This is a genomic window from Companilactobacillus kimchii DSM 13961 = JCM 10707, from assembly GCF_001435445.1.
Classification (GTDB): Bacteria; Bacillota; Bacilli; order Lactobacillales; family Lactobacillaceae; genus Companilactobacillus; species Companilactobacillus kimchii.
In genome coordinates this window covers 54,497-78,585 of sequence record NZ_AZDH01000009.1, presented here as the reverse complement: position 1 = coordinate 78,585, position 24,089 = coordinate 54,497, and the positions used below count along the sequence as shown (strand labels likewise).

22 protein-coding genes are annotated in these 24,089 nt (G+C 34.5%); 5 read left to right on the top strand and 17 right to left on the bottom strand.

What is annotated here, in order from left to right; translation table 11 throughout:
• Positions 1-33: 33 nt before the first annotated feature.
• The 5 genes from FC97_RS04695 to FC97_RS04675 all read right to left on the bottom strand — a co-directional run bounded on the left by FC97_RS04695 (position 34) and on the right by FC97_RS04675 (position 7,121).
• A complete protein-coding gene (locus tag FC97_RS04695) occupies positions 34-2,262 on the bottom strand; it encodes an SLAP domain-containing protein (protein ID WP_054642839.1) in 2,229 nt (742 codons plus the stop codon).
• A gap of 112 nt (positions 2,263-2,374) precedes the next feature.
• A complete protein-coding gene (locus FC97_RS04690; RefSeq protein WP_156314080.1) occupies positions 2,375-2,641 on the bottom strand; it encodes a hypothetical protein in 267 nt (88 codons plus the stop codon).
• 12 nt (positions 2,642-2,653) lie between these two features.
• A complete protein-coding gene (locus FC97_RS04685) occupies positions 2,654-4,102 on the bottom strand; it encodes a glycoside hydrolase family 1 protein (RefSeq protein ID WP_054642837.1) in 1,449 nt (482 codons plus the stop codon).
• Between the two features lie 64 nt (positions 4,103-4,166).
• Positions 4,167-6,170: a beta-glucoside-specific PTS transporter subunit IIABC gene (locus tag FC97_RS04680; protein WP_054642836.1), complete on the bottom strand. Its 2,004-nt coding sequence runs from the start codon at positions 6,168-6,170 to the stop codon at positions 4,167-4,169.
• A gap of 114 nt (positions 6,171-6,284) precedes the next feature.
• A complete protein-coding gene (locus FC97_RS04675; protein ID WP_056967874.1) occupies positions 6,285-7,121 on the bottom strand; it encodes a PRD domain-containing protein in 837 nt (278 codons plus the stop codon).
• A gap of 435 nt (positions 7,122-7,556) precedes the next feature.
• On the opposite strand from FC97_RS04675, the gene FC97_RS04670 reads away from it, so the two are divergent.
• Positions 7,557-7,919, top strand: a complete 363-nt coding sequence (locus FC97_RS04670; protein ID WP_054642833.1) for a hypothetical protein — start codon at positions 7,557-7,559, stop codon at positions 7,917-7,919.
• A gap of 49 nt (positions 7,920-7,968) precedes the next feature.
• On the opposite strand, the gene FC97_RS04665 is transcribed toward FC97_RS04670, so the two are convergent.
• The 6 genes from FC97_RS04665 to FC97_RS04640 all read right to left on the bottom strand — a co-directional run bounded on the left by FC97_RS04665 (position 7,969) and on the right by FC97_RS04640 (position 14,975).
• Positions 7,969-8,610, bottom strand: coding sequence for an SDR family oxidoreductase (locus FC97_RS04665; RefSeq protein ID WP_054642832.1), 642 nt, complete (start codon positions 8,608-8,610; stop codon positions 7,969-7,971).
• Between the two features lie 114 nt (positions 8,611-8,724).
• Complete coding sequence (locus FC97_RS04660) at positions 8,725-11,043, bottom strand: glycoside hydrolase family 65 protein (protein ID WP_054642831.1); 2,319 nt, start codon at positions 11,041-11,043, stop codon at positions 8,725-8,727.
• 10 nt (positions 11,044-11,053) lie between these two features.
• Entirely contained in the window at positions 11,054-12,571 is a 1,518-nt protein-coding gene (locus FC97_RS04655; protein ID WP_054642830.1) for a PTS transporter subunit EIIC, read from the bottom strand.
• A gap of 41 nt (positions 12,572-12,612) precedes the next feature.
• Positions 12,613-13,317, bottom strand: a complete 705-nt coding sequence (treR, locus tag FC97_RS04650) for a trehalose operon repressor (RefSeq protein WP_054642829.1) — start codon at positions 13,315-13,317, stop codon at positions 12,613-12,615.
• 279 nt (positions 13,318-13,596) lie between these two features.
• On the bottom strand, positions 13,597-14,577 hold the full coding sequence (locus FC97_RS04645) for a ribose-phosphate diphosphokinase (RefSeq protein ID WP_054642828.1): 981 nt from the start codon (positions 14,575-14,577) through the stop codon (positions 13,597-13,599).
• A 17-nt stretch (positions 14,578-14,594) separates the two neighbouring features.
• On the bottom strand, positions 14,595-14,975 hold the full coding sequence (locus FC97_RS04640) for a YueI family protein (protein ID WP_054642827.1): 381 nt from the start codon (positions 14,973-14,975) through the stop codon (positions 14,595-14,597).
• Between the two features lie 118 nt (positions 14,976-15,093).
• Between FC97_RS04640 and FC97_RS04635 the strand changes: the two genes are divergently transcribed.
• Positions 15,094-15,333: a hypothetical protein gene (locus FC97_RS04635; RefSeq protein ID WP_025086317.1), complete on the top strand. Its 240-nt coding sequence runs from the start codon at positions 15,094-15,096 to the stop codon at positions 15,331-15,333.
• A gap of 288 nt (positions 15,334-15,621) precedes the next feature.
• Here FC97_RS04635 and FC97_RS04630 read toward each other — a convergent pair whose 3' ends face one another.
• Both FC97_RS04630 and FC97_RS04625 read right to left on the bottom strand, forming a co-directional pair.
• The gene (locus FC97_RS04630; protein WP_082397525.1) at positions 15,622-17,028 is read right to left on the bottom strand and encodes a PTS sugar transporter subunit IIC; all 1,407 of its coding nucleotides are present in this window, start codon (positions 17,026-17,028) and stop codon (positions 15,622-15,624) included.
• A gap of 14 nt (positions 17,029-17,042) precedes the next feature.
• Entirely contained in the window at positions 17,043-17,687 is a 645-nt protein-coding gene (locus FC97_RS04625) for an AAA family ATPase (RefSeq protein ID WP_054642825.1), read from the bottom strand.
• A 41-nt stretch (positions 17,688-17,728) separates the two neighbouring features.
• Here FC97_RS04625 and FC97_RS04620 point away from each other — a divergent pair, with 41 nt between their 5' ends.
• Positions 17,729-18,430, top strand: a complete 702-nt coding sequence (locus FC97_RS04620) for a MurR/RpiR family transcriptional regulator (RefSeq protein ID WP_054642824.1) — start codon at positions 17,729-17,731, stop codon at positions 18,428-18,430.
• 272 nt (positions 18,431-18,702) lie between these two features.
• Complete coding sequence (locus tag FC97_RS04615) at positions 18,703-19,509, top strand: hypothetical protein (protein WP_054642823.1); 807 nt, start codon at positions 18,703-18,705, stop codon at positions 19,507-19,509.
• A 36-nt stretch (positions 19,510-19,545) separates the two neighbouring features.
• Here FC97_RS04615 and FC97_RS04610 read toward each other — a convergent pair whose 3' ends face one another.
• Both FC97_RS04610 and FC97_RS04605 read right to left on the bottom strand, forming a co-directional pair.
• On the bottom strand, positions 19,546-20,145 hold the full coding sequence (locus FC97_RS04610; protein WP_173585306.1) for an alpha/beta hydrolase: 600 nt from the start codon (positions 20,143-20,145) through the stop codon (positions 19,546-19,548).
• A 13-nt stretch (positions 20,146-20,158) separates the two neighbouring features.
• On the bottom strand, positions 20,159-20,824 hold the full coding sequence (locus tag FC97_RS04605; RefSeq protein WP_054642821.1) for a type 1 glutamine amidotransferase: 666 nt from the start codon (positions 20,822-20,824) through the stop codon (positions 20,159-20,161).
• A gap of 202 nt (positions 20,825-21,026) precedes the next feature.
• On the opposite strand from FC97_RS04605, the gene FC97_RS04600 reads away from it, so the two are divergent.
• Positions 21,027-22,037 carry a hypothetical protein gene (locus FC97_RS04600; RefSeq protein WP_054642820.1) on the top strand — a complete coding sequence of 337 codons (1,011 nt, stop codon included), beginning with the start codon at positions 21,027-21,029 and terminating at the stop codon, positions 22,035-22,037.
• Positions 22,038-22,079: 42 nt separating this feature from the next.
• On the opposite strand, the gene FC97_RS04595 is transcribed toward FC97_RS04600, so the two are convergent.
• Entirely contained in the window at positions 22,080-23,090 is a 1,011-nt protein-coding gene (locus tag FC97_RS04595) for a helix-turn-helix transcriptional regulator (protein WP_054642819.1), read from the bottom strand.
• A gap of 23 nt (positions 23,091-23,113) precedes the next feature.
• Positions 23,114-24,019 carry a WYL domain-containing protein gene (locus FC97_RS04590; protein ID WP_054642818.1) on the bottom strand — a complete coding sequence of 302 codons (906 nt, stop codon included), beginning with the start codon at positions 24,017-24,019 and terminating at the stop codon, positions 23,114-23,116.
• Positions 24,020-24,089: the final 70 nt, after the last annotated feature.

Sequence of the window (24,089 nt, the reverse complement as noted above, 5' to 3'; positions counted from 1 at the left end):
AAACTCAATCCGTTTTGGATTGAGTTTTTTGTTTCAATATTTCAAATGTACTTCACTAGCTTTAACCCACATATTAGTAGCGACTCGATACATTTTAATTCCATTTATTTTAGCAATCCTGTCAGTATACCAAGGTGTATTTTTGGCTAATACTTTTTCAGTATTCACTTTACCCTTGGAATCATATACTGGCGTTTCTTTTGAAGTCATTGCCACATTACTAAATGGCACATACTTATAAGCCTTATCGGCCCTAATGTACTTATCGGTTGCAACTCGATAATATTCAATTCCATTAATAGTTTTTAATTGATCAGTTACCCAATTACTTGCCTGACCTAATTCAATATTCACAGCTTTTCCATTATTATCATAAACTTGAACGGAACCACCATCAGGATAAGTTGAAACTAATCCTAAATCATCACTGTCAGCTACTTTTTTCACGGAGATTTTAACATTCCTATTACTACTATTAATCTGATAAATAGCATCATCAGCGTTAACCAATGCGTAACCCGTTGGCACTTTCAAATCGAGATTTTCACCATCGGCACCTTTACCCGTTTGAGTTCCTACTTCTTTGTTAGTGGCCTCGTCAATGTAAGAAATACTATAAGATGTATTAGCCTTTGTTACGTAACTGGTAAAAATCATATTGTTTTTGTTAAGTAAAAAGCCATATGAAGATAAGTCAGCCAAAGTATAACCGCTAGGGGCTTCAGCACTAATATAATCACCCAAATTGCCCTGTGATGTGCTCTTATCAATCACCTCATTAGTACTAAAATCTTTATATTGAATCGTATAATTCAATCTTTCAACTGGAATACTAGAAACTGCTTTTTTTACTAGATAAATTGTTTTCTGAGGTGTCTGACTGTCTAAGGTTAATATCATATCCGATGTATCCGCAAAATCATACCCACTCGGTGCCTGCAAAACAATTGAACTGCCTTCGTTACCTACACCAGTTACATTTTTACCTACTTGTTGATTAGTATCCTTATCTAAATATTTAACGTTATAATTAACACTCTTAGATATCTCAATAGTCTTAGATGGGTTCTTACCATCTACTTTGAATGTCTTTTGAGCATCACTTAATGTATAACCACTAGGAAGCTTAGACGTATCAATCGTCACGGTCGAGCCATCTGCTGCTTGCCCAGATTGAGTATCAATAATATTACCAGTCTTCTTGTCCTTGATAATAAGATTGTAATTTACTTGTGTCTTATCACCAGAAACAGTTATTGCTTGATCTCGTTTTGTATAAACAATATTATTCCCAACAACATGACTTCCTTCATCAATAACTGGAGTTCCGCTATCATCAATACCGGTAGCTTTGTATGTTACTTTATACTGACCAGGTTCAGCGATATTAACCGCATCAGAATTCATAGTAACAGAGTATCTATTACCGTTAGAATCAGTAATTGTAACTGGCTTACTTAACCCCTCTTTATCATTTAACTGTAAAGTTCGATCAGCTAGTTGATTCCAATCTGGCTCTTGGAAAATCTTTACGTGGCGAATTAAAGAATCTCCTTTTACACCATAAGTTACATCAGTAGGAGTAAATTCAATTTCTCCACCTTTAGTATCTATATTGGAACTCATATGAGTTATTTCAGTTTCAACATCATCCTTATGTCCATTTAGATCAGTTCTATTGTGTGACAATTTAGGTACATTAGTACTAGCATTATTCAAATTCTTTCCACTAGTAATTGCGTCCATAAAATTACTTGGTAAACTGTCGCCCTTATAATTCATTGGTTCAGACCGCTCTGTACTCAATTCAGGTTTGAAATAATTATATTCTAAATTAATGGTCTTAGTTTCTTTACCATCTGCGTAACTAACTTTGGTGGCAAAATTTGTTTGCTTATCACGCTGTTCAATTGTCATTGCTAACGAATTTCCCTTATTATCAACAATGCCCAATCTATCTTGTAACAAGGCTGCATATCCTTCACGACTATTATCTACATCTTCTTGAAAAATCGGTGAAATCTTTAGTATCTGATCATTCTTCAAATCAGAAAACTTTTGTTTACTAACCATTCCCGTACCAGTAGTTGAATCGACACTAGTGCTAGTGGCTTGTGCTTGAATTGCTGGTGCCCGTTTCAATTCATTTTTAACACGAATTTCCTTTGATTTAGTTGCAGCTTCAATAATTGAAGCATTGGCACCTAAAATTGTGGTTGATAGCAATACCCCAGCTAAAGCTACCATTCTATATTTTTTCATAAAAACATATCTCCCTGATATTTTATATGAATCTACACCTCTAGAATAGCAGTTATAACAGCAAAAGGGAGACACATTTTCAGAAAAGTGTCTCCCTTTTAATTCTCTATTGTTATTTAAATTTTTCTTCACGTTTATGATGTTGCATAAACTCTTCATGATTTTTTTCCATACCGATTAAATAAACAATCGATAGTACTATCACAGCGAACATTGCCAAAATCGCATGTGGCTGTCTCATGATCAGCAACAAAATTGTTATCAATACTAAAACTAATATCGAAATTCTTAAAGTAACTCTGGGAACTTTATCTTTCATAATGACTACCTCTTTTTGAACTTCTAGGTCAATTATGAAAGCAAATTCCTCGTTACGCAATTAAGAAGCTTATTAATTTTTCAAATCTTCACCATTTGATTCGATAACTTTCTTGTACCAGTAATAACTCTTCTTAGGTGTACGACTAAAGTCACCTTCTTGATTATCGTCACGGTTAACATAAACGAAACCATAACGTTTTTCCATTTGACCAGTACCTGCTGATACTAAATCAATACAGCCCCAAGGAGTATAGCCGATCAAATCAACACCATCTTTGATGGCTTCTTTCATTTGTTCGATATGGCCTTGTAGATATTCAATACGATAATCATCATTGATTGAACCATCTTTTTCAACAGTATCACGAGCACCTAAGCCATTTTCAACGACCATAACAGGGATTCCATAACGTCCATAAACATCATTTAGATACCAACGAAGTCCCTTAGGATCCATTGCCCAGCCCCATTCACTGTACTTAAGGTAGGGGTTCTTAACACCAGTTGAGAAGTTACCTGCAGCTTCAGCTTTGCTTGGATCTGATGTCAAAGCATTTGATGAGTAGTAACTGAATGTGTAGTAATCAACGGTTCCTTCTTTAAGAACTTCAGCATCTTCAGCTGTGATATTCAACTTAACATTGTGTTCATCCCAGAAACGTTGTGCAAAGTGTGGATATGCACCACGAACTTGAACATCACCACAATAGTAGTTGTTAATTTCGTTGGCGTGTTGAGCTTTCAAAATATCGTCAGGATTTGATGTCAATGGATAGTTAACATTACCAGCAATCATACAACCAATCATATTTTTAGCATTGATCTTGTGACCAATTTTAACTGCCAAAGCGCTAGCAACGAATTGATGATGTAAACCTTGAAGATTGTTTTGAATATCTTCATCAGTCATTTCACCATTAAATGGAGCAGCACCGTCTTTAACTGGTAGTCCTAGTGACATGTAGCCACCGAACATCATACCAATATTAATTTCGTTAAATGTTAACCAGTAGTGAACTAAATCTTTGTATTCTGTAAATAAAGTCTTGGCATATTTAACATAGAAGTCGATGACTTTGCGGTTACCCCAGCCACCATAAGCTTCTGTTAAATGATAAGGCATTTCGTAATGTGAAATTGTAACTAATGGTTCAATTCCATATTTGCGACATTCTTCGAAAACATTACGATAGAAATCCAAACCTTTTTGGTTAGGTTCAGCATCATCGCCATTTGGGAAAATCCTTGTCCAGGCAACTGACATACGGTAAGTCTTGTAGCCCATACCAGCTAATAGCTTGATATCTTCTTTGTAGTGATGATAGAAGTCACTACCTTCGTGTGATGGATAATAGCCATCAGGTTGCAAATCTTTAGTAAATACACGTGGCTTATCATAAGTTCCACCTAGCAAAAGGTCAGCTGTACTTGCTCCCTTGCCATCAACATCCCAGGCACCTTCATATTGATTGGCGGCAGTAGCTCCACCCCACAAAAAGTTCTTTGGAAATTCTGTCATAGTCTCTACTCCTTCAATTTCATTATATTTATATGTTAACGCTTTCTGGCATAAAAATTAAAGCTTATTTTAAATCAATAATACTGTCACCAGGTTCAACGTGACCATCAACTAACACGTCGACATCGTTATAATTCTTTGAATTAGTAACAATAACTGGCGTTGTAACGTCATAACCTTTGTTAGTAATACCGTCAACATCAAATTCCATTAACAACTCACCTTGATGAACCTCTTGACCTTGTTCAACGTGACTAGTAAATCCTTTACCTTCTAGTTGAACCGTATCCATACCGATATGAATCAATAATTCTGCTCCACCTTTAGAATTGATACCAATGGCATGCTTTGTTGGGAAAACAACTGTAATTGTTCCATCTACTGGTGAATAAACTTTTCCTTCATCAGGAAGTATCGCAACACCTTTACCAAGAGCTTCTGAAGCAAAGACTTCATCTTTAACATCACTCAATGGAACGGTTGAACCTTTAACAGGACTGATAATTGTTTCAGGCGTAACTGCTTCTTTTTCAACTGTTTCAGGAGCAGCAGTTGTTGTAGCTGTAGCTGAACTAGCCATAGCTGTGGCTAATTGTGGTTCTGCATTATTTGAAGCTGGTTCTTTAACTGTATTTTCGTTCTTAAGATCTTCTTTACTAAAACCAAAGACCAATGAAAGTCCTAATGCAATAACAAAGGCAACAGCCCATGAAATAAGAGCACCGTAAACTGACATATCCATACCACTAGCACCAATGTAACTAGGGAATAAGAAGACGCCAAGTCCCCCGACCATGTAACTCTTAGTACCAAATAGTCCCATCAAAGCGCCACCGATACCCGCACCGATACAACTCATAGCGAAGACTTTTTTACGAGGTAAAGTAATACCATAAATAGCTGGTTCTGTAATTCCAAAAATACCTGATAAGAAAGCTGACCAACCAAGTCCTTGAACTTTCTTACTCTTAACTTTCATGATAACTGCTAGAACAGCACCAATTTGAGCAAAGGATGCAGCACCAGTTAAAACAAGAATTGGATCATAATGAAGATTTTGTAGATTTAACATTGCCAATGGAACAAGTCCCCAGTGTAAACCAAAGATAACAAGGATTTGCCACAAGCCACCAATAACGGCACCTGTGAAAATTGGACTTAAGTTGTATAGGGCTGAAGCACCGGCAGCTAAGGCATCACTGATCCATGATGTAACAGGTCCAACAACTAGTAAAGTTAATGGAACAACAACTAATAAAGTAAAGAATGGAACTAAGAAGGTTTTAACAACACTTGGAATGACTTTCTTCAAGTATCGTTCAACTTTAGATGCAATCCACATAGCCACGATAATAGGAATAACGGATGAAGTATAGTTCATCATAATTACTGGTATCTTCAAGAAAGTAATGTGAATTGGTGAAGATATGGCTGTATTAGCAAACAAAGTGAATAGTGGTTTACCAGTTACAGCAGTAGGATTCAAAGCAACGATTGTTGGATAAACTAACGCTGCACCAATTGATAATCCGATAAACTGATCAACTCCAAATTTCTTAGCAGCCGACAATCCTAAAATGATTGGTAGGAAGTAAAAGAAAGCATCACCAATTGCATAAAGCACGATATAAGTACCAGAAGTCTTAGTTACGGCTCCTGTTGTCACTAGAATAGTTGCCAAGCCTTTAATCATACCAGTTGCGGCCAAGCAACCTAGTGCTGGAGCAAAGATTCCAGAAATCAAATCAATGAACTTATCTAGTAAGCTAGTTTTTTCATCATCTTCGCCATAGTCATCGGGAACAGTTCCACCATCTGGGAAACCACCCACTTTAACAACGTGATCGTAAACGTCAGCGACTTCATTACCAATAACAACTTGATATTGGCCACCACTTTGAACAACCGTTACGACCCCTTCGGTATCTTTTAATTCTTCAGTATTAGCTTTCTTTTCATCTTTTAATTTAAAACGTAATCTTGTGGCACAATGAACAACACTTTTAACGTTATCCTTGCCACCGACTAATTTAACAATTTTCTTAGCTAAACTATCGTAGTCCTTCATAATATTTCCTCCTTTAGCAGGCAAACAAAAAAGCTCAAGAGGTCACACCACTATTCACCAATAGTAATGTAATTTTCTTGAGCTAATGCCTGCCGAACAGTAACACGCTAGTATTTAATTTTCGCGATGGGTCACTCGCCAAACATGTAAGATCAAATACATCTGATCATTTGACGACATTGCCCATCCTTTAGTATTTCGTAAAAATGTAGAAATCTTTTGAACAGTTTGATTCTCTTGAGGATATTTTGCAATCATTAACTTCAATAAACTAGGGTCCAATTGTTCACCAGCAGGCTTATTGGATTTGATTTTTTTAATTAAAAAATATCTCAAATGTGAAACCAAACGACTGTAACTGAATGACTCATCATCCAAAGTCTTATGGTAACTGATTTGAATAATATTGATGATATCGGAAATTATCTTGGAAACTTGGATCGTGTCCTGAAGGGATTCTTTTTCATTCTCCAAATTAACAAAATGATACGTCAAGAAAACTAATTCATCCTTAGTAAAATTAACTTTCAAATCCTTATCGATGATTTTAATTGACCTTAATGATGCTTGATATTCTTTAGGAAATAATTTTTTTACTTCCCAATTAACTGCTCTATCCGTAAATTCAATGTGTTCTTTTGCTCGTTCGTAAGCAAAATTGATGTGATCAGCCAAAATTAAATATTGATAATCATTAAATTTAACTTTTAAGAAAGACTCGACATCGTTAACTATATCAGAAGTTACATCAATGATAGATTTATCATATTCCCCTAAATTATCAATGTTTGCTGTATTCTCCGACTTGAAACGTTGGGTGATTTTTGATGCGTCCACCAAATCACCTGTTTTCTTGCCAAATCCGATGCCTTTTCCAACAACTACCCATTCAACATGATGGTCATCAACTACAAGGGCTGCATTATTATTATAATTTCTTACAAATTTCAATGACTTACCCCCTAAAAAAAATACCCACTAATTGCACACCAAAATATGCACAACATTAGTAGGTTTATGCCTGATCGAATCAGTAACACACATCGTTTACAGGAACCATGATAGCGTTTTCCAAATAATACGTCAAGTCCCTTTTCCAAATTAGACTATAAAAGTAGCAATTTTTATTGCAAAAAGTGAATATTTTAAGGTTCATTTATCTTTATTTTGGTTATATAATCTTGATCAAAAAATTGATCAAATATAATGTAAACGTTGTCAATTAAGAAGTATTAAATAAACGCTACAAATTGTCTATATACTTCGTTATACTTGACCTAACAAGGTTTTGAACATTATATCTGTAAGCAGAAAAATCGTTTTTTATTAATATATTTTTTATCATGATATTATGCTAATAATTAAACTTGCTAAGGAGTCTTGCATATGCCAAAAAAAATTGCTGTCGTAGCCATGAATACCAAGAAGATTCCCTATGTCGGTGGTAACGAACTTATCATCACACTCGATAATCAAAAGGTTTGGTACACTGCTAATACTAAACAGATTAGAATCCCCTTCTTCACTAATGTTCTCAATTCAATGATGAATAATTTTTTCAGTACTTTTATGAAACGTTCCAATAAACAGGACGTTGTTAAAGCCAATTATTTCTCTAAACAAGTTGCCCGCTTTCTACTCAAAAATAACTATGATCAAGTTGTTTTTGAAAATGAACAACTCAGAAAGAATATTTCACGTCGTCTTGAAAAGAAAACTGCTACTGTCCCTGAAACTATTCTTGCTTAGGACATATAAATAAGGTTCAGAAATCTTAATTGATTTCTGAACCTTATTTTTATCTTACAGCTTTAACAATATCTTCGTCACCAGTGACAAAGTTAATATCTTTCTTAATTGTAGAAGGTGTTTCCAAAGTTTGGGCAATAACCTTAGCTACGTCAGCTCTTGGAACACTGCCACCTTCATAATTACTTTGAATATTGATTTTTCCTACAGCATCATCATTCGTCAACATTCCCGGATGTACGATTGTGTAATCCAAGTTTGTGCTACGAAGATATTTATCAGCATAATGCTTAGCAATATAGTATGGTCTGATTCCTGAAGCTTCCCACTTGCTACGATCATCACTGTAAACAGCACTAACCATAATATAGCGCTTAATACCTAATGTTTGGGCGATATCCATCGTCTTAATGGCACCATCTAAGTCAATTTCCATAGTCAAATCATAACCAGCACCACCGGCACCTGCTGTGAAGACTAATGTATCAGCTCCAGAAGCTTCAATTGAGTTCTTTATTTCAGCTATCGGTGCAGTCAAATCAATGTATTGTGTTGGAATATCCTCTGCTTGATAAGCCTTGATTTGTTCCTCACTACGTAATCCTGCAGCAAAATCAATCTGCTTGTTTTGAAGTTCATCAATCAACAAATGTCCCACTTTACCATGGGCACCAATAATAAGTACTTTCATCAAAAAATACCTCCTTGAGTAACTTCACTTTAACAACAAGTATTTAATTTTGCCATTATTATGTATTCCCCACAAAAATATCCAGAAATTAATCAAATAATTTCTGGATATTTTTTAATAACTGACTTCTTTATTAGCCTCCAACTGATATTCGTGACCACGTATCTTTATGATACAGCCCTGGTCAGCTTTAACCATTATCACATTATCTTCAAATGTTAGATGATATATAACGCCGCGATACTGTTGTGTAAATGACAATTTTTGCCACTTACTTGGTAACTGTGGATCTATATTTAATATATTATCCTCAAATCTTACACCAGCAAAATCACGCATAATAACAGTTAATACTGCACCCATAACGCCGGTATGAATACCATCAGCGGTTGTTCCTCCTTGAATATCATCATAATCAGAACGGATGGCTACTTGTAACTTTTCCCAAGCCTTATCCACATCCCCTAAAGCAATATCGATACTAGCGTAAACAGGTCTAGAAACAGTTGATCCATGTACAGTTCTAGCTAAATAGTAATCGCGATTTTTTTTCAACCAATCTTTTGGCAAATTATTACCCAATTGCTCTAAGGTCTTTTGCATTACTTGTGGCCCCAAATTGTAAATCATCATCAATGAATCAGCTTGTTTATCAACTTGATAATCGTTGGCAGACTTATTTTCGGCTGTTAAAATACGATCAATTCGATGAATATCGCCGTACTTCTTTTCATAGTCAACCAAATCCAAATCTTTCAATTCAAAATAGTGATTATATTGCTCAATAATTCCCTGATCATTAATATAAACTTTTAGTTTATGGGCCATTTCATCAGCTTTACGAATTAACAATTTATCAAAGTCTGATTCTTCACAGGCTTTAGCAAAGGCTTCTGGCATTGTCTGACGTAATTTCAATAACCAAGACAATGACCAAGCTACCATCATATTAGTATAAGCGTTATCTGACAAGCCGCCTTGATTTGTATTCGGATAAGCTTCATGGAATTCATCCGGACCCATGACACCAGATATATGGTAGTTTTCACCATCATACTCAGCCTTTTCTATCCAAAACTTACTTGTCTGTAAAAGTACATTCAAGCCGCCTTCTTCTAGCAGACTATTATCACCTGTCATCTGTGTATAATTCCAAATATCATACACGACAGCTAAAGATACATGACGTTGCAAACGTGAATTATCGGGATACCATTCGTTAGTCATTGGATTCAAATGAATCAATTGAGCCTGTTCATCACCGATGCTAGCCGATTGCCAAGGATACATAGCACCATGTTCTCGTTGCAATTCAGCGTTTTTCCTAGCAGCTGGCAAACGTTTGATCCGATATTTCATTAAAGCTTTTGCCGTTTGGGGTTCAATTGTTGTGTAATAAGGGGCAATGAAGAGTTCATCCCAGAAAATATGACCACGATAGCCTTCACCCGTCAATCCACGTGAACCAACCGACGCATCCAAATCCGGATTAGCTAATTTTTGTGCAGCTTGATGTAATTGAAAGATATTCAATCGAATTAATTTTTGAATATCCTTATCATCACTGGTTATTTCAACATCAGCATCTTTCCAAAAATCGGACCAATGTTGTAAATTACTTTGATAAATTTCTTCAAAAGTACCTTTATCAACAGCAGTTTTAACAATCTTCAAATAATCTGAACTCTCATAATCAGTTGCTACCGCGATAACCCGTTTAACATTTAAAACTTGTTTAGCAGCTAATTTAATCGTTGCACAATCCACAATCGTATCCTGATCATAAGTCGTTTCAAAATTAGTATCTGAACTAGTTGTTTTAGCTCCTACAGCAAAGTTGATATTTGATTGCAAAGTTTTCCCTTGCAAAATATGATCAGCGGTCCGAGTTACTTTAAATTCCTGACTATTGAATTTACGATAACGAGCAACATTCTGATTTTGAATCTTACCATCGATTATCATTTCAACACTGACTTGAGCTGAAAAATCTAAGGATAACTCTACCTTTAAAGCCAAACGATGATAGGATACTGGATCACAAATTTTAGTCGTTTTAATGAACAAGTGCCCTGCATCAACTGGGTAAACTAGCTCTTCTGTTAACTTGCCTTTATGCATATCCAGAGTGGCTTTTCGTTGATCATAGGGAACCGTAATTTCAGTTTCGTTAATTTTAATCTTTAATAATTGAGGATTGGGAAAATTAACTGGATCCTCATTTACAATGTCTCGAGAATTAACTTTGGTCGTTGTTTGATTGAAAATTCCGGCAACGTATAAGCCAGGATAATGATTAGCGTTATAACGACTCATCAAAGGTGCACCCCGCCAACCGAGGTATCCATTGCCTAAAGTTAATAAAGCTTCTTGACTGTATGATTTAACACCACTTGGCGTATCCCGATAAATTATTTGCCAATCTTCTGTCATAACGATCTCCTTAATTTACGGCATCTTTAAAGACATTCTTCTTTTGTGCTGCTTTAACTTTAGTTAAGTCAGCATCACTGAAGCCCCATAGGTAAACACAAACGAATGAGATAACAATGGTTACAACACTAGCAATAACGAAAGCCCAAATATTATTAGGATTTGTCTTAGAGAAGAAGGATGGGAAACCAATCAATGAACCTGTGAAACCGAACATATCGATCTTCATTAATCCAGCTAGGAAGCCACCGACGGCACCACCGATATTAGACATCCAGAATACACGTCCATATTTCAAATTGATACCATACATAGCAGGTTCAGTAACTCCAGCATATCCTGATAAAGCACCAGCTAGTGATAAGCCTTTAACACTAGCATTCTTTGTTTTAGCCCAAACAGCTAAAGCACCAGTACCTTGAGCAATCATTGTAAAGTTGATTAAAGCATTCAAAACTGAATGACCAGTCATAGCAATATCATTTGAAACGATAGGAACAACCATCCAATGCAAACCGAAAATTACTAAGACTTGATACAAACCACCAATTACTAATCCAGCAACAGCTTCATTAGCGGTTACTAACATGTTGATCAAAGCAGCTAGTCCACTTGAAATTAATGAAATAACGGGGCCCATAACAACTAGGACAGCAGCAGAAACGATAAATAGCGTAAATAATGGTTGGAAAATTGAACGTAAACTGAGTGGTAAAACTTTTTTAAGCCAATTACCAACTGGTCTTGCTAACCAAGCAGCAAAGATAATTGGGAAAATTGAATATGTGTACTGTGGGATATGAATAGGCATACCAAAGAATTCAGCGTTCATTGGAATCCCCAAGAAAGTAGACATACCCTTAGTTGGTGCTGCCCACAAAGCAGCAATAGTTGGGTGAACTAAAACACCCGCAATAGCGGCTACAACAATTGGATCAGAACGTAACTGTTTAGCAGCTGTGTATCCAACTAGAATCGGTAAGAAGTAAAAGGCGGAATCGCCCATAGCGTTAATAATGATATAAGTTGTTGATTTAGTATCAATCAAATTCAAATTAAATGTAAAGAGTGTTAAAAATCCCTTTAAAATACCAGAAGCAGCAAGCAATCCGATAATAGGAATCATTGAACCAGTAATGGTCCCTATTAATAATTGAAATCCCTTAGAGATCCAGCCCCATAAATTTGTAGGTCTTTGTTGAACTTCAGTTTGTTTGTTAGTTTCTTCGACCGCTGACTCAGTGGCCTCTTCATCAGAAAAGCCTTCACCCAATTGGGCAATTACTTGATCATAGACATCTGTAACCGCTGGTCCAATGACAACTTGATATTGACCTAAGCCGGCATTGTATAAAGCTCCAGCAACACCATCTAAGTTAGTAATCTTTTCTGTTTGAGCTTTCTTTTCATCTTTTAAATAAAATCTCAAACGTGAAATACAATGAATGACTTTATTAATATTTTCAGGCCCACCGACGTAAGAAATAATCTGCGATGCTAGCTCTGAATAATCTTTACTCTTTGCCATTATTCTCAATCCCCCGTATTACTAATATTTATTTTTGGTACTTAATGATGACGTCTAGCAAATTCAACACTACTGAATTTATCTGCCCGATGTCTTGACTCGGTATATGATAAGATTCGGCTATCAGTAAGATGCGTTTCACTTCGCACAACAACCATTGGGACTGATGATGAAATTCCTAATTGATTGCAATCCTCATATTCAGGATTCTCAATCGTCAAATGCTTAATAGCATAATCAATCGTTAATCCTAAATTATGTTCGAAGTAGTGAAACAGTGAATTTTCGGCCTCTTCCACAGGAATATCTTTGACAATATCTTCATTCACGTAATCATAATCTAAAATGGTTGGTATGCCATTAACAATTCTTTCTCGTACGATTAGTTGTGCGTAAATTTGATCAGATCCAAAAAGTAAATTTTCTGGCACTAAAACATGATTTTGAATTTTGATCACTTTATTTTTTGAATCCATACCGTTCTCTTTAACTATTTCTTTATAACTTTTTATTGATGAGACTGGGAACGAAAATCGTTTTGTGCTTAAAACTAAGCTTCCCTTGCCTCGTATGGTTTGAATATATCCTTCATCCGCCAGCAACTGCATCGACTTACGCACCGTTTCCCGGGATACGTGGTAACGCATTACCAATTGCTGATTGCTGGGAAGAAGTTCTCCTGATTGATATTTCTGTGTTTGAATACCACTTAATAAATCATGGTAGATTACCAAGTACTTTTTCATATGACCTCCAACGACCTAAGATTAGCATAAATAAAAAGCGCTTACATCAACGTTTTAAAGGCATTATCGGAAAAACCTAGACAAGTTGATTACAAACACCGGAAGAATTACCAAACTAAAACTAGACAAGTTTTTTCGTCCTTATTTATTCTTTTATGTCGATTATATTTATTTAATATTTAAATCATAATTTTTTATTTATTTAATAGCAATTCTATTCAAAAAAAACAGGCCTAATCGTTCATCACGATTAAGTCTGTTTTTAATTTTTGTATTAGTTTATTTAATTTCTGTATAGCTATCACGGACAGTAAACAATGAATCAATTGATTCATTCAATTCTGTCATCTTAATAGCATCACCAACAAGGTCTGTTACAGAAAGAATTCTTAATTTATCAAACTTGCATTCATCAGGTACCACAATTGAATCTGAAACTAGAACTTGCATAAGATCTGAGGCCTCAAGTCTCTTAGCAGCATCTTTTGAAAAGATTGGGTGTGTAGCAACGGCTGAAATTGTTTTGGCACCAGCAACTTTAACAGCTTCGGCACTATTGATCATTCTTGTACCAGTATCGATCAAATCATCAACGATAACACATTGTTTACCATCAACATCACCAATAATGTCAGGAACTACATTACTATCCTCAGTTGATCTTTGGTCAACGATAGCAATTTGTGAACCGAAAACTTCAGCCAAGGCACGAGCACGTTTAGTTGAGTTATGATCTGGAGCAACGAAAACAAAATCATCAGGATTCTTGATTTTCTTTTCAAAGTAGCTAGCAAAAATAGGCATAGCACGTAAGTGATCAACAGGAATATCAAAGAATCCTTGAATTTGGTCAGCATGCATATCAAGGGCGATCACACGATCAACCTTACCTAATTCCAACATGTTTGCAAATAACTTAGCAGAGATAGGTTCTCTTGAACGAGATTTTCTATCTGAACGAGTATATGCAAAGTAAGGCAATACACAATTAATGTTTTGTGCACTCGCACGTCTAAGAGCATCCACAGCAATCATCAATTCCATGAAATTATCATTTACAGGGTCTGAAACTGAATGAATAATGTAAACATCTTTTCCACGAATACTTTCATTAATTTGAATGTTAATTTCACCGTCACTGAAGTGTGAAACACTTGCATCCAATAATGGAATACCCATGTAGTCAGAAATTCTCTTAGCTAATGGCTTATTACCATTTAAAGAAAGTAAAGCAACGTTATCTAATGTACTATTAGACATATTTGTCCTCCAAAAAATTATATAAGTACTGGTCTACCAACAGGTTTACTCTCATCGGCAATCACCAAGCCCATGTCATTCTCTGACAATGATTTGTTTTTAGTTCTAACTCCCGATTGTGAAACTATTGTAAACTTATACTTTAATTTTACACTCAATTGTAGATAATTATCCAGTAAATATGAATCTATTTTTCCATTTAAGTACAAATGATAATCCGGGTACTTTTTCATTACGTTTTCAACAATATTTACATTGTCCGGATTTTTTACTTGTGAAACAGTTAAAGCAATCGCTACCCTCTCAGCAAAGTTTCCCAAAAATTTATTTTTCTCATCAGGCTTTAACTGTGGCTTGCCAAAAATATTCTTCTTTATATAATCTTCAACGTTAGTCATATTACACCCTCCATATGTCATAGTATAGCTGAGAAAGTAATAATATAAAAGAATGATAATTGTTCCTTCCCCTGCAAGTAAAATTGTATAATGTGGGTAAAGAAAGGATGTGTTACTTATGGATGAGATGGTATTTTTTAACCCCGGTGATGCCATTGCCAACTCTAAAGACTTTGGTGAGGCTGTCCGTGGAGCACAAATTTACAAAGCTAAAGATCCTTATGAATCATCCCTTATCGTTGCTGAGGATGTCAGCGATAAAAAATCTTTTGTCGTATACTTTGCAAAAGACGAAAAATCAGACGTTAAAGACTCTGATAAGAGTGTAGTTCCTTATCATTTGAAGAAAAAAATTTAAGATCTAAAAATTGGATATAAATAAAAGTCACTACTTTAACGAGGGTGGCTTTTATTTATAAAGTTTTTGTAATATTTCCTTTATAAGATCTTTTACTAATTTTAATTTTTACAATATTCATTTTCCCACTCATAAAAATATTTCATCACTAATTTTTATTTAATACTCTAAAACCATTAGGAATGAATTAAAAATTATCAAAGCCATCCTCATTTCCAATAATTTTATTTAAAATATTACAAAAGAGCCAAATTCATAGAATTTGACTCTTTTAATAGTTAATACATTTTAGTTTCCTACAGCATCTCCGATGCCATTTGAAATAACCGTATTCTTTTCTTCAGAGTTGATTTCAACAGAACCTTTGTCGATAGTACTCTTTGAAAACTCAAGCTTTTTCTCAGCCCTAAGTTCGTTTCGTTCATAGACTTTAAAAAATGGAAGATAAATTAACGATGCGATAAAGATCAGTACAGTCCAAAAAATAATATTTCTCCAATCCAGTGTTCCCATGTATGCTTGTGCAAAAAATGGAGTAAATGATGGATCAACGATAAAACCTAAGCTAATAAAATGAAATTTTTCAGCCAAATAAGTTAATGTAATGGTAACAATTGGGCTTATTACAAATGGAATTCCTAAAATCGGATTAAAAACAATTGGTAATCCGAAAATTACTGGTTCATTAATACCACAGATTCCCGGTATAAATGATAACCGTCCCACCGCTTTGATTTTTGTTACCTTACTTCTCATCATTAAAAGAATTAATCCTAGCGTATTTCCAGCACCACCTAATACAGAAATACGAAACATTTGTAAGTTCATTAAATGAGTTGGATCAATACCATGTGCAACTTGTGTAGCATTAAGTCCAGTTTGTGCTACACCCAAAGCAAAAAGAATGGGAAAAACAATATTAGTTCCGTTTACTCCTATTAACCATAAAAGATTAGCTAGTGTAACTATGAATAGAAAGCCCCAAATATTTCCAGCTATACCAACAGCGGGAGTCAATATACCCGTAATAAAAGCTGGAAAACTTTTATTAGTCAAATTAACAACAATTAAATTAATTCCATAAAACACAAGAATATTTAAAGTTAGTGGAATTAGTGAATTTATAAAAGTCGTAACCATTGGCGGTACGGAATCAGGCATCTTGAATTTCCAATTTTGTTTATCAATCTTTCTATTAAGTTCTACAACAAGCCATCCAAGTAAAATAGAGATAAATAGGCCATCCGTTCCTAAATAGGTCATAGATATATTTCCATTTTTATTTACTGTTGTAGTAACCATCATGTACGTAACAATTGCCATCATTCCGTCCATTGGAGCATTACGTTTATAGCTCTTGCTTAACTCATACGCAATTCCAAATACACAAATGATTCCGTATATACCCATTGTCATATTATATGGAAGTGTTATTGCATCGTAATTTGCGACAGCAAAATGTTTCCAGGATGCAAGAAAACGCATAAAGATATTTGCGGTGTTTGGATTGTATCTCGCTATGTCAATGGGTGGATTTGCAAAGATAAGAAAAAATGACCCAACTACAAGAAAGGGTAATCCAAAAAGCATACCGCTTGCCAGAGATTGTAGATGTCTTTGATTTCCTAATTTAGAACCAATTGGTGTTAAAATTTTATCTAATTTATCTAGAATTCCGTTCTTGGATTCATCCATTTTACTGTCCTCCGTTACACCTGATAAGGATTAAATTTGAAAGCTGTTGGGATTATTTTACTGGGATCATAATCCTGCATCAACTTGTCATATTCATCAAAATAATGATTATCAACCTTCTTTTGAGGCGTAACCTTACTATCAACATGAAGAAAGTGTAAACTCCCACGTCCTAACTCTTTACCACGCGTAGTGTGCTTATCTAGAGCATAGTCTGGAATATCTGGGACATAACCTTTATTGAAATTCTTAATAACAATATTCTTTAGTAAATCAGATGAACGATCCTTTTCAGATTCACACAAATATCTAATAGCGTGAACAAACATCATAGCCCGATCAGGTTCTGTGTATTCGAAATTCTGCCTGATTTGATTTAAACTATTAATTAAAACAGCTGCCATGGGATTACCCATACCAATGTCTTCAACAGAGATAGCTTGTAATCTTCTCCATAACTTCTCCTCAAACTGAGGAGATGAAATATACATTTCATATGCAAATTCAACAGCGGCTCTTTCCTTACCTTTTCTAATTGACTTTTGTAATGCTGAAATCACTTCATCTCCAGCTAATCCATTTCTAGTTGTTGATCTGGCCCATGGGTCAGACAAAAATTCTTTCTTGTTTTGTATAGATTTGTTATTATTCTCAGTCATTATAAACATTCCCCTTCGGCAACTTATTGAGGTAAACATTTATGGACATTCAACAAATTATTGAAAAATATCAACTTTCAAAGGAAGAGGGAAATGTCCTCTTCTACATGCTTGATCATAAAAAGGAACTCAGAAGCTTAGGAATCCGTGACATTGCTAAACAAACATACACATCTTCAAGTTTTATTGTTAAAATAGCAAAAAAAATGAAATTATCTGGATACTCTGAGCTAGTATTCCTTATAACTGATACAACAAGTATTCTTTCAAAACCAACGGATATAGTTGATATAAGCCATTTGATAGAACCTTTTTGCAATTTAATGAGTAAACACAACGATTCTATGATAATGATATTAGGCAATGGATATTCTCAAAATATCGCCAATTACATGAGTGAGTACTTTAATCTTCACGGATTCCGTTGCACGGCTAATTCTCATTTGGAATTACTAAGACTAGAGGATTACACGGACAAACTTTTGATAATGATAAGTAATTCTGGGGAAACTGCTAGATTAACAGAATTGCTTGTCCAGGCACGTAACAATAAACAAGATGTAATTACGTTTACTGGTAACGGTGCCTCTACTATTGCAAAGGAATCCACCTTGACAATTTCAACCGGGACATTCAAGCCTACATCATTTGAGTCTAATGTTCCACAATTATTTTTTGGATTAAGTTTAATTTATTTTGAATTGTTGATGAGTAAATATCTTGATTCTCTAAATCAGAAGTAAGCGCCTACTTAACTGACAAATATAGATTAGCACAAACTTTTAAATCCATTAATAATATTGAGTGTACAAAAAACACGTTTTAAATTTTGAAAACATGTATTGTATTTAGTTATTCATCTGAAAAAATTAATTATTAAGGGCTGAATATGTTATCCGAATTTAAAATGATCATCCATAATAAATTCGGGTCATTTTTTTACGCCATCGTAAAATGCCATAATATGACATTCCCCTGATTAGAATAGAAGTATAAATTAATTGGAGGCCGTCATATGACAACTATTACGATTGGTAAAAAAAATAATAATGAAACTGAATTATATAAAGCTATCGAAAATTCCAAATCAGGTGACACCATTAAATTATTGCCTGGAATTTACTTTTCACAATCACAACCTTATATCTTCACTATCAAACATAATCTGACTATAATTGGTCAAACGCACAATCCTGACGCCGTTCGATTAAACTGTGCCTTTCTTCTAGACGAAGGTGCAATCCTTATCGCTCAAAATCTTTCTCTTGCTTATGGTGAAAATCAATTCAACACAATTGCAATGTACAATAACACGCAATTATTTGGACGCAACCTTCACATTTCTCATTCTTCTCAAGACAAATGGGACTGCCTTTATGGTAAAAATGCGCAAATCTCACTGGTTAATTCAACAATAACTATCAATAATCTGAACGCTGCCAGTCTGGATTTGGAAGACAGCCAACTTTACCTTGAAAATACACATATTGCTGGCTTAGTCACTAAACTAACTGATTCTTCTGTCAAAAATTCCATCATTGATAGCACAATCTATTTAGATAACAATAGTCTGCTTGAATTTTCTGACCTCACAATTAACTCCAATGACAATCAATCCTTCTGTGAACTTTACGCTTTGAATAATTCAAATGTTGCTGGTCAAAATTTACAAACCACTAGCTCCTCACCAACAATTGCCCTTGCTGAATCCAATCTTAACGTTAATGGATTCAAGCCTGACCTTCAAAATATCACCTGGCATTTCGATGATAATTCCGAAGTTCTCGCTGATAGTATTAGACCTTACACATCAGGACTTTAAACATGCAAAAAGCCGAATCACAATGATTCGACTTTTTTATTTGTTTAATTTTTCTTGAAGCCAATTATCGAGAAAAGCCAACTGAGGTCTGGTATGGAAACGATGTTGGCCGTCTTTCATTACCGTTACATTAGCGTTATGGTTCTCTACAAAGCTCTTTAACAGTGATTTTGAAGTGTGATCATCATGTTCGCCATATAGAATTTCAGTTGGAACTTGCCAATCAAGCGGATTATCTCGAACATACTGTAATGACTGCCAAGAGAATTTCTCTTGACCAATCACTATTTCACCTTTATCACGTAATTCAGCTTCAGTAATATTATTCTTCTTCATTGAAGTTAATAAATATTGTTCCATATTCAATAATGGAGAGATGAATAAAGCTTTAGTTATCGTTATATCCTTCGTCAACATTGAGAAATACGATCCAATGCTGTTAGCCAATATCAAAACCTGATCATATTGTGGACTTACTTGCTCATATACATCCTTAATTTGTTTTTCCACAACCCAAGGCAAGTATTCTTTGTAATCAATCCCAACAATATCATAATCAGGACAAACTCTTTTAAATCGTTCAGCCTCTGCGGCACTGCCACCTTTTCCATGAACATACAGGATAACTTTTTTCAAAATCTCAACTCCATTAAAGTACAATATAGTCTAGTAATTTGAATAGAATCTCACGATTCTCAGTTGGTACAGACATTTGCAAAATATCATCAGCCGTCTGATTCAAAACTGACCCTTCGATATATGGAAAATCATTTACCACCATCTCACGAACGTTATCTGCTTTCGGTTCAAAATGAAATTGTAAACCGATAATACGATGGTTCATTACGAATCCTTGATTCTTAACCTTATCGCTGGAGAATAATAATCCAGCTTTATCAGGGATTTCAAACATTTCTTCATGCCAATGTAAGACGTTCATCCGTTCAGGTAAATCAGGAATTACTTGTGATTGTAAATATACCGGTGCCCAACCAACTTCCTTAGCTGGTGCCTTGGTAATTTTGTAACCAAGTTGTTTAGCAATCTGCTGAGCTCCAAAACAAGCACCAAAAATTGGTTTATCCTGTTCAATCATTTTTGCAATCAATTCACGCTCTTGTTTAATCCAAGATAAGTCATCATTAGGACTCATTGGACCTCCTAAAATAACCAACATGTCAGTTTCATCAGCGGTTGGTAAATAGCCAAACTGATATGGATGATAAATATACATCTCATGTCCATGTGCTTGTGACCAATCCTGAATCATCCCTGGACCCTCATTTGGAGTGTGTTGCAAAACATTTATTCGCATATAAATCCTTTCACTCAACGGCAATGTTTAACTGGGTATCGCCTGCAACTGCCCAAGATGGGAATATTATAGCATGCTATTTTTTACTATTAATAAATATTTTTAACAAAAAACAAATTTTGTTTTGGAGACAAAAAGAGTGACATATTATGACGGCTACCAATGTTATTCTATATTTATCAATATATAAGAGGGGATAACAATGAGTAGTACAGAAAGCATTCGTAAAGATTTGGACGGAATTAAAACTAAAATCAAGTATAAAGAAGCAAACGACAGCACTGATTCAGCTAATGATTTAAAAAATAAGGACATCATTGATTCAGAAGGTAATTTAAAAATGAATAATTTTGGATCTTTCATATCTTGTAAACATGGACTACCAAATAATAATGATCTACGTAAGCTTTTAAAAAATCATCCTAATAAGTTTACGTCTAAGTATTTTTATGACACCGAAAAATGTGATTTTAGTTTCAATGATTCATTTTTTGGAGAAGAAGATTTTAATAATGATTATATGTTTCTAGGTTTAAATGTAGCCGCTCGTGGGGACGATAAAAAAGATGACGGTGGTGTCAAAACTAAAGCTTACACTCTTGCGGGCTGGAAAAACTTTCATGATATGAATCCTAAAACAAGAACGAATACTTGTAAATTATTTATGCAATTAAATAATGATCGATTTAAGGGTTGTTATATTACTGATCTTATAAAATATAAAGTGGATAGTAATGCTGATCATTTATCCAGAGACCTCTTCCTTGCTAGCAATAACAAATGTTCATTCCTATACAACAGTAATGATATCTATAAAGTTTCAAATAATAAGGATATTGCTACCGTAGGGGATAAACGAATTGAATTATATAAGGAATGGTATAAAAAAGACTCTGAGGACAAAATAAGGAAAGATATTCATAACAATAATTCAATATTCGATAAATCAGTACAGATTTTTATAGAAGAATGTAATATCATACAACCAAAACATTTAGTAGCCTTTGGAGGGGATGTCTACAGAGCTCTAAAACGATTCAAAGAAACCAAAGCCGTCAAAAGTTCAAATGCTTCCAACGTCAATATTGGCAAACTAATTGATAACGCCATTTGGTTAGATCATTATTCTGGATATAGTAAAAATTTCATCAAATGGTTTGAAGAACAACCAAATGAACATATCCCTGATTATGTACAAAAATTAAACTCTTAATTAATATTAAAAATCGTTTGGAAATTAATCCAAACGATTTTTTTAGTTATCATACAATTCAACTGCCTTTTTCAAACGAGTCTTAACTTCTTTAACTAATGAATCCGGGCCTAATACCTTTAGCCCATCTCCTTGGCTTAAGATCCACAATAAAGCACCCTCTGAGAATATCTCGCCTTTGATAATCACACTACCATCATCCTTAGTTTCAACAATTTTTGATCCTGGCAATTTATCTAAAGCTGTTTGAGGATAATTCCAGTATTGAAATGTATAGTTTACGTCATTCCCCATTCTTAGTAGATATGTTTTTTTCAGTACTTCGCCTTCATCGACTTTTTTACTAAATGGTATATTGTAAGATTTACGTTTTTCCTTAATTGGAAAATCAAATCTATCAATTCTAAAGACTCTGGGATTGTCCTTATCATCGCCATCTTCCATTAAATAGATCATTACATAATAAAATGAAGTATCAAAATACAGATTAATTGGCGTACCTACAAATGTCTTATCAGAATTACTATCATCTCTACTGCTATGGTATGTAAACTCAATTATCTTATGTTTGAGAATCCAATTAGCAAATTTATCAATTCGTTCTACCAAATCATCTTGTGTTTTGACAGGATAGTACTTACCTAATGTTGTTGATAACAAGGTTTTAACACTTGATTGTTCACTAAAGGAAACAAAATTCAGAACTTCTTCTTCGATTTTTTCCAATTCATTTTTACTAAACGCACGCGTTCCAATAACCATTTTTAGAATTGTCAACGCTTCTGCTGAAGTAATCTGTCCTTCGTTCTCAACTCGATAAACTTGGTCTCTCGCGTCATAAACAATTTTTCGATCAGGCATATATCGATCCAATAGGAATCTCATATATTTTAAATCTAGTTGGATGGCCTTCTTCTTTACACCATAATGTTTCATTGATTCTTCAAGGTTAAACGTCTCACCAGAAAGCAACTGAAGGAGTAATTCTACAATGCGATAACGACTACCATATTCCTTAATACGTTTTTCTTCATCCTCTAATTCATCGTCCATTGAAATTGCCTCCTAAAATATTCTTACTTTTCCATTTTTACTTGTTTACCATGGTCCAATACCCATACTAGATCCTTAGCATAAATTATATTTCCTTCAATAATGACTCCATTTTCTTTATGACCGGATATATGAAAATCAGGCAACCGGTTTAAGGCATCTTGAGGATTTCCAAGGTATAGAAAACGATAATGGATTTCTTCGCCACTATTAGAAACATAATTTTTATTGCCAATTTGACTTCTATCTTCTAGTTTTTCTCGAGGAACCTTAATTTCATTATTTAAGACTTTGATATTCTGAAACTGATCTATCCGATAAACAACATTTTTACTTAGTCCACTGCCTACGTAGGTCAATATATAATAATGATTTTCTTTTGAGAATATTGATATTGGCACACCTTTTAGCATTTGGGTTTGACCATTATATGTGAACTGAACCGTTTTTCGATTAATTATTGCATCTATAAATTGATGAATAAGTTTCAAAACATCTTTATTATTAGATTTTACCGAACCATTAGATTCGTAGGAACTAGCCAGTAGAGTTCCTACAGCTTTCTTTTCATCGGTTGCCACTAAAGAAATTATATTCTTCTGTATTCTATTAATTAACTTACTATCAGCCTTTAATTCACTTCCTAGTAAAGGTAAAAGTGTAATTATCGCTTCTGTACAAGATAATTTTCCATGGTCAAAAATACTATAATTATTTTGCTTCTCATTATATTTAATTTGTAATTGATAGTTTCCTACTTCTTTATCTATTAAAGTATGCTTAATCGTACTTAAATCACGTAAAATCGTACGCCTAGAAACGCCATATCTCTCAGCGTCATTATTGATATTAATCTTTTCTCCGAGCATCATTCTCCCCATGATAGTTAATACTCGTTCTTGACTGTTTTTGTCCTTGCTGTTAGTCAACAGTTGGCCCCCTCTCCTAACCTTTACAACAATTCAAATTTTAGCATTGAGGGTCGCCACATTATGACAT